Source organism: Christiangramia portivictoriae DSM 23547 (assembly GCF_000423045.1).
GTDB lineage: Bacteria > Bacteroidota > Bacteroidia > Flavobacteriales > Flavobacteriaceae > Christiangramia > Christiangramia portivictoriae.
On record NZ_AUHF01000010.1, the window covers coordinates 1 to 10,506 of the forward strand.

14 protein-coding genes are annotated in these 10,506 nt (G+C 31.5%); all 14 read left to right on the plus strand.

Translation table 11 applies throughout. The features are described from left to right. The first annotated feature begins 271 nt into the window (after nucleotides 1–271). Nucleotides 272–850, plus strand: coding sequence for a carboxypeptidase-like regulatory domain-containing protein (locus G529_RS0108210; protein ID WP_026915076.1), 579 nt, complete (start codon nucleotides 272–274; stop codon nucleotides 848–850). 203 nt (nucleotides 851–1,053) lie between these two features. Further along, nucleotides 1,054–1,875 carry a DUF5694 domain-containing protein gene (locus tag G529_RS0108215; RefSeq protein ID WP_051201400.1) on the plus strand — a complete coding sequence of 274 codons (822 nt, stop codon included), beginning with the start codon at nucleotides 1,054–1,056 and terminating at the stop codon, nucleotides 1,873–1,875. 158 nt (nucleotides 1,876–2,033) lie between these two features. Continuing rightward, the gene (locus G529_RS0108220; protein WP_026915078.1) at nucleotides 2,034–2,849 is read left to right on the plus strand and encodes a CPBP family intramembrane glutamic endopeptidase; all 816 of its coding nucleotides are present in this window, start codon (nucleotides 2,034–2,036) and stop codon (nucleotides 2,847–2,849) included. A gap of 124 nt (nucleotides 2,850–2,973) precedes the next feature. Continuing rightward, nucleotides 2,974–3,837, plus strand: a complete 864-nt coding sequence (locus G529_RS0108225; protein WP_026915079.1) for a hypothetical protein — start codon at nucleotides 2,974–2,976, stop codon at nucleotides 3,835–3,837. A gap of 161 nt (nucleotides 3,838–3,998) precedes the next feature. Beyond that, the gene (locus tag G529_RS0108230) at nucleotides 3,999–4,436 is read left to right on the plus strand and encodes a hypothetical protein (RefSeq protein ID WP_026915080.1); all 438 of its coding nucleotides are present in this window, start codon (nucleotides 3,999–4,001) and stop codon (nucleotides 4,434–4,436) included. A 150-nt stretch (nucleotides 4,437–4,586) separates the two neighbouring features. Beyond that, entirely contained in the window at nucleotides 4,587–5,231 is a 645-nt protein-coding gene (locus G529_RS0108235; protein ID WP_026915081.1) for a hypothetical protein, read from the plus strand. Nucleotides 5,232–5,451: 220 nt separating this feature from the next. Continuing rightward, complete coding sequence (locus G529_RS0108240) at nucleotides 5,452–5,673, plus strand: hypothetical protein (protein ID WP_026915082.1); 222 nt, start codon at nucleotides 5,452–5,454, stop codon at nucleotides 5,671–5,673. Nucleotides 5,674–5,685: 12 nt separating this feature from the next. After that, the gene (locus tag G529_RS0108245; protein ID WP_026915083.1) at nucleotides 5,686–5,877 is read left to right on the plus strand and encodes a hypothetical protein; all 192 of its coding nucleotides are present in this window, start codon (nucleotides 5,686–5,688) and stop codon (nucleotides 5,875–5,877) included. 191 nt (nucleotides 5,878–6,068) lie between these two features. Further along, a complete protein-coding gene (locus tag G529_RS0108250) occupies nucleotides 6,069–6,956 on the plus strand; it encodes a carboxypeptidase-like regulatory domain-containing protein (RefSeq protein WP_026915084.1) in 888 nt (295 codons plus the stop codon). 757 nt (nucleotides 6,957–7,713) lie between these two features. Then, nucleotides 7,714–8,070: a DUF6567 family protein gene (locus G529_RS15665; RefSeq protein WP_157514586.1), complete on the plus strand. Its 357-nt coding sequence runs from the start codon at nucleotides 7,714–7,716 to the stop codon at nucleotides 8,068–8,070. Between the two features lie 64 nt (nucleotides 8,071–8,134). Next, nucleotides 8,135–8,482, plus strand: a complete 348-nt coding sequence (locus G529_RS15670) for a PEGA domain-containing protein (RefSeq protein WP_051201401.1) — start codon at nucleotides 8,135–8,137, stop codon at nucleotides 8,480–8,482. A gap of 257 nt (nucleotides 8,483–8,739) precedes the next feature. Continuing rightward, nucleotides 8,740–9,225, plus strand: a complete 486-nt coding sequence (locus tag G529_RS0108265; protein ID WP_026915085.1) for a DUF4440 domain-containing protein — start codon at nucleotides 8,740–8,742, stop codon at nucleotides 9,223–9,225. A 222-nt stretch (nucleotides 9,226–9,447) separates the two neighbouring features. Beyond that, nucleotides 9,448–9,945: a hypothetical protein gene (locus tag G529_RS0108270; protein ID WP_157514588.1), complete on the plus strand. Its 498-nt coding sequence runs from the start codon at nucleotides 9,448–9,450 to the stop codon at nucleotides 9,943–9,945. Nucleotides 9,946–10,223: 278 nt separating this feature from the next. Further along, nucleotides 10,224–10,506, plus strand: a 283-nt coding sequence (locus G529_RS0108275; protein ID WP_026915087.1) for a hypothetical protein, incomplete at its 3' end; no start/stop codon positions are given.

Genomic DNA, 10,506 nt, shown 5'->3' on the forward strand with positions numbered 1-10,506 from the left:
TCATTTTTAGCCATTCTAAAAAAAGATAAAAAAGATGGAGTTTGGAAACTCCACAGAGAAGTTGCCACAACCAATATGAAGGATTAACTAAAAAATATTGTCGGACTACGGCTACTTGCAGCAACAACGGTTCATCGCCAATAAGCGGCACCGTTAGAAAGAAAATAATTAACTTGACCAACAACAAAATACTAAGCCGACAAATCCGCGTCCCCTACTCCGCCAACTGGCGATAACCGAGACCGTTGTAAAGCATTTGAGAGAGAAAAAAATGAAATCAATATTTATCAATCTGATCTTACTATTTTTTAGTCAATTACTCATTGCACAAACAATAAGAGGAAAAGTAGAATCTTCAATCTCAAATAAAACTCCAATTTCTGATGTTTATGTAGAAATTATCAATATTGATAAACCAGTTTTAGAAAGAATGACTTCTATAGATAGTACTGGATTTTTCAAATTTGAGAATCTAGAAATTGATAAAACTTATAAATTAGAAGTTTCTGCTTTTGGATATGGAAAACAATTTTTCGAATTAAAACCTGACGATAGAACTGAAATTCTGACTTTAAAAGCAAAATGTGATTTTAGCCAGGAACAAGCAGAAAAAGATTGGAAAAATGGAGAAGCGAAACTACTTTTATTTGGATCTATAGCTCCGATTGCAAATACACGTTCTGATGAAAAATTTCAAAAAGAGTTTGCCATTCAATACTATGATTTTGGCTGTTCACCACCGATCGAAGAATGTATAAAATCCTACAATGAAAAAATATTTGAATTGATGGATCTGAAATTTGGAAAGAAGTGGCGGAAAAAAGTCAGAACTGATGTTGAGTATTTATAGTACTCAAACGCTTTACAACAACGGTTCATCGCCAATAAGCGGCACCGTTAGTAAGTAAATAATTAACTTGACCAACAAACCAATACTAAGCCGACAAATCCGCGTCTCTTACTCCGCCAACTGGCGATAACCGAGACAGTTGCCTACAATTTTATTTGAAGTGTAACATTTCAAAAGATGTTTTGTCATTATTAAAAACAATAATGAAAATTCACCCATTACTTTTTACTCTATTAATTACTTTACAATTTAACGCTCAAACGAATAAAACAGAAGTCTTAACATTAGGTTCATTTCATTTTAATTTCCCAAATAATGATTTCGTCCAAACAGAAAAATCGAATCAAATTGATGTACTCAAACCTAAATATCAAGAAGAGATTAAATCGATAGTACAGAAACTTGAAAAGTTCCAACCTACTATCATAATTATAGAGCGTAAAACTTCAAAACAAAAGTATATTGATTCATTATTCAACTCATATTTAAATGGAGAATATGACTTAAAGAGAGATGAATCACAACAAATTGGATTTAGGTTAGCGAAGAAAATTGGAATTAAAAAACTGTACTGTGTTGATGAATGGGGAGATTTTAATCAACAAGTTGATCAAGCACTTTTTGGTAAAGATTCATTAGAAGAAAAGAAGTTCAGCAATTACTATAAAGAAACTACAGATGCAAAATTAAAATATAGTCCAGAAAACGTCTTTAAGAAAGAAGGTATTCTGGCTGAACTAATTAAATTAAACGATCCTGAAAATATCAAAAAAAGCTTAGGTAATTATTTAATTGGACCATTTAAATACGAAAGTAACGAAGGAGATTTTTTTGGAGTTAATTTTGAAACTGGTCGTTGGTTTAATAGAAACTTGAAAATCTTTAGAAATATTCAAAGAATCGATATAAATCCAAATGATAAAATTCTGGTTATATTTGGTTCAGGACATATGAATATCCTCAATATTTTATTTGAAAGTTCTCCTGAATTTGAATTAGTAGATACAAATAGTTTTCTACAATAAAACTGTAGGCAACAACGGTTAATCGCCAATAAGCGGCACCGTTAGAAAGAAAATAATTAACTTGACCAACAAACCAATACTAAGCCGACAAATCCGCGTCCATTACTCCGCCAACTGGCGATAACCGAGACCGTTAGCTGTAATTTTTCAATGGAGATATGATTAAAAACAAAAACTTTAAAAAAATTATCTTTCCAATTGGTTCTATAATCATATTTACATTATTATTTATTTTCTTATCTCAATTAAAAAGTTTTTTACCAGAAAAAGTTGAGAGATACTCGCATGGAATAATTGGCACAATATCAGCTTTAGCAAGCATATATTTATTTCTAAAAATTGAAAAATCTAGTTTCAAAGATTATAATCTAAAATGGCAAAAAAATACGATTATAAAATTCATAATCGGGACCCTTATAGGTGCTATAATTGCCCTTATTATGATTTTCTCTCAAATATTTTATAGTGGATTAGAATTAAAGCTTTCTCCTGATCAAAATATAGAAACTTTCATGATTGCAATACCAGCTATAATAATACTAGCTTTCATGGAAGAATTTGCTTTCAGATCCTATCCATTTATAAAATTAAATAGGATATTCGGTCTTAGAATTACTCAAATAACTATTGCAATTTTATTCGCTTTATACCATATAGCGAATGGATGGTCCCCCATTTTATCTTTTCTAGGTCCAGGTATTTGGTCACTTGCTTACGGTTTGTCTGCCGCTATATCCAATGGAATCTCAATGCCGACTGGAATTCATAGTGGTGTGAATGTTATTCTAGCACTTTTCATAGGAAAATTGAATATAAATAGTGTTTGGCAAATTGATTATCCAGAAAACGTTTCCAACGAAATTATTGAGTCAAATGAAAACTTTGGATTTTTATTGCAAATAATTTTATTCGTCATTTGTGTCGTTGCTACAGAAATATATTTGAGAAGAAAAACTTCAGCTAACATCGGTTAATCGCCAATAAGCGGCACCGTTAGAAAGAAAATAATTAACTTGACCAACAAACCAATACTAAGCCGACAAATCCGCGTTCCTTACTCCGCCAACTGGCGATAACCGAGACCGTTGGCAAGCATCAATGAGAAAAATTATACTATATATAATAATTCTGATTACAATTTCAAGTTGTAAAGATAAAGCTGCAATTAAGGAGCAGAATAAACCAATTGATACAATCTCCTACAGATATAGTGGATTCAATCATCATAGAAAATTGGATCTTCTTAGTAATAAAAATTTCATATTGCTAGAAAGCTCCGCAAGTTGTTTTGGAGATTATAAAATCTACCGCCATTTTGGAACATATAATCAAAATGATTCAATAATAAAACTTGAACCAAAACAAGTGGAAATTGAAAGTTACAATTCTATTGTAGAAAGAGACACGACCTATGAAATTCCATATTCCGACTCGTTAAAAGTTAAAACAGTTTACCAGAAATTTCATTGGAATGATAAAATATATCTTTTGTCAGAACAAATTGACAGTATAGTTTATCCAGAATCAAAAAACGACTTCGAACAATTCGCGTCTAGTTATAATTCAGGTGAGGAACCAGAATTTAGTGGCAATTATTTAGTTCGAAATGTGGAGAATTCATTAGACAGTATTAATCAAGTAATTCCCTTAGAAAATCTTCCAAAAAAATATCAAGATTTATTTTTGAAAAATCCCATTTCCGCGAAAATAATTAATAGAGAAAAACTTGTGTTTAACGATGAAGATGTAAATGTCGATTTAATTAAATGGAGAGTTAAGTTGGATAAAGGATCTATAGATGGTCTAAGAAAAGGTGTGCAGTTAATCACTTCTAATGATGAATTTTTCATATTTATAGATTCGATTGCAGAAAATTATAGTTACGGAGAATGCTATGTTTATAATATAGAATCTAAATACTCTAAAATTGGAACTGAGATGAAAACTCGTTGGGATGATTAACGCTTGCCAACAACGGTTCATCGCCAATAAGCGGCACCGTTAGAAAGAAAATAATTAACTTGACCAACAAACCAATACTAAGCCGACAAATTCGCGTCCCTTACTCCGCCAACTGGCGATAACCGAGACCGTTGTGTGTGATATTCTAAGAAAGCTTTTCAATGCAAAAAAAATTATATTTCTTCATATTAACAATTTTTATCTTTTCCTGTAATGGATTCGGACCCATTGATAGGAATATTCAAACTGAAAATCTGAGTATATCTAAAGAAGAATTAATTGGAAAATGGAAGATGGATTCATTTTCCTATAAATATTTATCGAATTTAAAAAATGATAGTATAGAGATAGAATTTTATCCAGATTCTACTTTTCAAATGAATAATTCGAGCAATTTATTTAAGAATTCCATAGACAATGAGATAAATGAAGGAATATGGAAAATAGATAGCTCACATAAGACTAAATCAATTCAATTAAATTTTAATTCTGACAATACTAGCAAACAATTAGAAATTTATAAAAAGGGGAAAGAATATCAATTGTGGTACTTTTTAAATGATCCTGATTCCGGAGAACGAATAAGATTTCTCCGTTAAGAATACTACACACAACAACGGTTCATCGCCAATAGCCGGCAGCGTTAGAAAGAAAATAATTAACTTCACCAACAAAACCAATACTAAGCCGACAAATCCGCGTCCCTTACTCCGCCAACTGGCGATAACCGAGACCGTTGTAGCAAATTTTTGAAGAAAGTAATCCACATATCACTAATTCTAATTTTAAGTTTATTCTCTTGTAATCAAAAGAAGGAAAAGAATAGTCTTAAAAAAGAAGTTTACTATTTTCCAGAAAGAGAAAAATTTAATGATAGAACTAATCTTTCAGATATATCAATTGAGGATATCGAAGATTATTCAGAACTACTAATGGAAATTGATCGAATTGCTTGTAAAGATTCTATTCCAATAATAAATTATTCATCAAAAAAGGAAAAATTTAAGCTCTTCCCCTGGTATGGATGTTCAGAAAGAAATATTATAAGTTGTCCAACATTTCGTTTACGAATATTCATTCAAAATGATTCAATTCTCACCAATTATAATATCAAACATTCTATAGATAGTTTAGGAATAATCTTAAAAAGACATCTTTTAAATAATGGTAAAGATTTCAATTATTCCGATTCACCAGATCGCGCTGGAATAGAAGTTTATTTTAAAGAAAAGACTAAGTCGGATGAAATTGAAGATTTCTTAATCAATCTATCAGAAAGATTCAATCAACTAAATAAAGAAAATGCGGATACTTTATACTTGAAAATTTATTTCAGAGATAGACCATTGAGAATGGTTCCAATGCCTCCTCCGCCTCCTCCTAAACAAAATTAGAGAACAAAAACTTGCAACAACAACGGTTAATCGCCAATAGACGGCAGCGTTAGTAAGAAAATAATTAACTTGACCAACAAACCAATACTAAGCCGACAAATCCGCGTCCCTACTCCGCCAACTGGCGATAACCGAGACCGTTGTAAACAATGGCTCCAGAATAAAATTCGTTTTAAACAATTATTTATAATTTTAATTAATTCGCAATTACAAAAGTTAAATGGGAGAAAAGACTTCTAATTGGACAATAAATCCAACTAAAACTCAAGTTATATTATTTGCTCTTTTATCTATTTTTGGTATAACATTACTAATATTAGTTGCAACCGACTTATTGACTGAAAATCCTTTTAGGAAAAAATACATTTATGCTATTTCTATTTGGAATTGGTTCATCTACAGCAACTCTAAAATTGAATTTGAAATATTGGAAAAATCTTAAAGCTGATTAAAAATGAAAAAGGAGAATAAGGTTTTCGTAAAACAGTTTTTTATTTCAGGATCTCTATTTGCCGTATTAATGGCAGGATTCTATTACATACTAGAAGATGGCTTTGAAATTTTGAAGTTCATATTTCACTTTATATCATTTGGATTAATAATGGGGTTTTTGGCGCGTAGGGATTATAAAAAAAGAAAGAACTAAATACTTAATATTATTTTCTTCATTCAATCAAATTTGTTAATGTCGCCACAGTTTACAACAACGGTTCATCGCCAATAAGCGGCACCGTTAGTAAGAAAATAATTAACTTGACCAACAAACCAACACTAAGCCGACAAATCCGCGTCCCCTACTCCGCCAACTGGCGATAACCGAACCGTTGCCCACAATATATGACAAGAAAACTACTTATAATTATTGGACTCATCAGCTCTCAATTTTCAATTGCTCAAATTCAAGGAACAATTATTAATTCTGATACTAATCAGTCCATTTCATTTGCAAGTATTTGGATTGAGAATACAAATACTGGAACCACATCTGACAGAAATGGGGTTTATCAGCTAGACAAGACTGACAACTCAAACTTTGTTGTCTTTTCAGCTATCGGGTATCAAACCCAACGTATTAAATTTGATTTATTAAAAGATAGTATACGATTAAAATCAATATCAGATCCTTATCCTAAACTTGAAAACTTAAATAGTTCTAAAAAGAAGAAAAGAAAAACTAGTATTGGTAAATACGACAAAGCGAAAACTAAGAGATTTTTTGGAGCAGGTAATTTACCTGGGATAACAGCGCGATTTTTTGAGTATGATAGTTCATATTCCAAAACACCGTTTTTAAATGAAATTTCTATCCTTACCAGTAGTGATATTTCTAGAGCGAAATTTTTAATTAAATTGTATACAAAGGACAGCGTTGGTAACCCAGGAGATTATATATACCATAAAAATATAATCGGCGTAACACGCCGTGGTAAAAGATCCACTAAAATAAATCTTTCGGATTTGAATATAAAATTTCCAGAAGAGGGTCTTTTTGTCGGATTAGAGTGGTTAATTATAGAAGATAACAAATTTGAATATTCATATATATCACCGGGCAAGAAGGGACAATTAACAGATATATCATATGAGCCAGCATTCGGAATGATCTCGAGTTCGACTTTAAATAATTCGTGGAGTTTCTTTCAAGGTTATTGGACTAGAATCCCGAAAGATCCAAAAAACCACGAGTTTAAGCTTTTAGCATTAGAATTAGAATTATCAGACTAATATACTGTGGGCAACAACGGTTAATCGCCAATAGCCGGCAGCGTTAGTAAGAAAATAATTAACTTGATCAACAAACTAATACTAAGCCGACAACTCCGCGTCCCTTACTCCGCCAACTGGCGATAACCGAGACCGTTATACACAAGTGCTCCGCAACGATTTTAGCTACTAAAAACTATTAGAATCCAATCTGAAAAATTCGAATTTTAAAGCCTTCAATTGATAATTTTGAACTAAGAATCTTTTGTTTATCGATAACTTTCGAAATCCTGGTTCTATTGAAAATTCTAGAAAATCGCTCAGGAAGATTATTATCAAAAAAGAATCTTTTGGTCGCTACTCAAACACAAATTAGCTACTAAAAACTTCATCAAAAACAAGCTTAGTACCAAGAAACGGACACTTACTCGGATGCAAGAATTGTAACAAAACGAGCAAGATCCTGAATTGATTGTGAAAATATTCCCGACTGCGGCATATCTGAGGTTCTCACTCGGCTGTGTCGCACCAGTGTATAACAACGAATATTCGCAGTTGTGGCCATTTGAAATAAAATAGTACTTTCAGAAACCAGGAAACAAAAACCTAAGCGGACTAATCCGAATACCTTCAACCACAACTGACGATTATTCGAAACCGTTGTGAGTAATTTTTTTTGAAATTTTGAATTTGATACGGGAAACCGTAAGGAAACCCAATATCATCTACGTTAATTTGATTTCGTAGAAAATTTAATCAATTAACTAAATCAAATTTCATGAAAAGATTACTACTTCGTATTTCATTCATTTTGTGTATTACAGTTTTATTTTCGAGTTGTTCTGCAGGTCTTACCGGATACATGAATAATTCGGCTGCATTGAGTTCTAACAATTATACTTATGTCAAGAGAGATCTTCAGGGTATGTCTCAAGCAACATATGTACTTGGGATTGGTGGAATGAACAGAGAAGCTATTGTAGATGAAGCAAAACAAAAAATGCTTGAAAATTATACTTTACAAGATGGGCAGACATTAGCGAACTCAACCGTAAACTTTAAATATTCAAATTTTTTGGGTATAGTTGCAACCGCAAAATGTTACGTAACTGCAGATATTGTTGAGTTTAAATAATTTACAATTAATTTATAAAACGGATTAGACTACTGAGTTTGATCCGTTTTTTTATACAACAGAAATGAAATTAAAAAATCTTTATATTCCCATATTATCTACTGTCATATTATTTTCAAGTTGTGCTAGTTCAACAATAATAGACTCTACCCCTTCAAATGCAACAATTTATATGAATGGTGAAAAGGTGGGAAAAACACCCTATAAGCACAAGGACACAAAAATAGTTGGTAGTACCAATCAAGTCAGAATTGAAAAAGAAGGTTATAGAACATATACTACAACATTTTCAAAAAATGAAGAAATAGCGGTTGGTCCTTTGATTGGAGGATTGTTTGTTTTAGTTCCATACTTATGGATTATGAAATACAAAAGTGCCAGGATTTATGATTTAATTCCTAAAGATAAATAGTAGTAAAAAACTACTCACAACAACGGTTAATCGCAAATAACGGGTATTTTCAAAAAAGTGTAATTTTAGAAACCAGGAAAGAATTGGTTATGCCGACAAGTACGCGTCCTTAATCCCGCAACTTGCGATAACCGTAACCGTTGCAGCAAATAGCCTACAGAAATTTATAAAATACTTTTTGCACTTTAGAATAAACCAAATCAATTGCAAATCAGATTTTTACATTAATTTACATATGAACTAAAAACATCTGATAAATGAAAAAATTAATTATAATTCTATTAGTCTTCTGTTTTATTTCTTGTAATAAAAATCAAAATAAAACTGAAAAAGTTGACACTAATCCTATAAATGTAAATGAGGAACTCGCTTCAATTGAGAAAACTAGAACTAATTTTGAAAATGCTATTGCTGAAAAGCGATATGCAGATTTAGCAAAATATGCAACTGCGGATTTAATTTCATTAACTCCAATTTGCGGAGAATGGGAAGAATATAAAAAATTGGTAGAAAACCCTAAAGGATTATTTAGCTATGATAATATTCGAATGAAACCAGAAGAAACTATAATTTTAAATGATTCAGTTGCTTACGATTTTGGAACTAGCTCGAGTTTCTATACTAATTCAGAAGGTAAGCCAGTTGAAATTAAAGCTTCATTTTTAGCCATTCTAAAAAAAGATAAAAAAGATGGAGTTTGGAAACTCCACAGAGAAGTTGCCACAACCAATATGAAGGATTAACTAAAAAACATTGTTGTACTACGGCTACTTGCAGCAACAACGGTTAATCGCCAATAGCCGGCACCGTAAGAAAGAAAATAATCAACTTGACCAACAAACCAATACTAAGCCGACAATGCCGCTTTCCCTACTCCGCCAACTGGCGATAACCGAGACCGTTGGCAACAAAGCTTATAAAAATTGAGGTGCTAGAAATAATTAATCGACTGAAAACTTTTCTTATTGAAAAATAATAATTCTCAAAATATTCAGACCACATCTTCCCGACTTTTGAGAAAGTTAAAAATGATATTATTAATTCCTTCAATTTGTGGATTAATAGCTTCTTGTAAATCAATGATTATAGATCAGATCCCTGATCAAATTACAACTGAGTTAACAATATGTGGAAGTTATGAAGTCAAAAGTAACCAAGCAACAATTGGCTACGCTGTTAAACCATTTATAGTAGAAATGGATAGAGCAGAAGAAATAATGGAATTTGAAAGGAAGTTAAAATTGAAATATAAAAACAAGTTCAATAAAGACTTAAGAGCTTATGCTTTTACTACAGATATAGCTGGAGATACTATTTTAATGACATCATTTTTATCACCAAATAAAGTTAAGAATCTTCCATTGTGGAAGTGTAAATTACTAGATGTAGATACATATCCTAAAAATTCAGAATGGGTTGATTATAATTGCTCAAAAAATCGATTTCAAGTCCCTGGTGACTAAGATTAATATTAGAGTTATTTAGTTAAAGCTCAGTTGCCAACAGCGGTTCATCTCAAATTCCGGGTATCGGGGAAAAATTGTAATTTTAGAGACCAATTATGAAAACAACTAAGCCGACAAGTCCGCGTCCCTACTCCCGCAACTTGCGATAACCGCGAACCGTTGCAGCAAATAGCCTACAGAAATTTATAAAATATTTTTGCACTTTAGAATAAACCAAATCAATTGCAAATCAGATTTTTATATTAATTTACATATGAACTAAAAACATCTGATAAATGAAAAATTTAATTATTATTCTATTAGTCTTCTGTTTTATTTCTTGTAATAAAAATCAAAATAAAACTGAAAAAGTTGACAGTAATCCTATAAATGTGAATGAGGAACTCGCTTCAATTGAGAAAACTAGAACTAATTTTGAAAATGCTATTGCAGAAAAGCGATATGCAGATTTAGCGAAATATGCAACTACGGATTTAATTTCATTAACTCCAATTTGCGGAGAATGGGAAGAATATAAAAAATTGGTAGAAAACCCTAAAGGATTATTTAGCTATGATA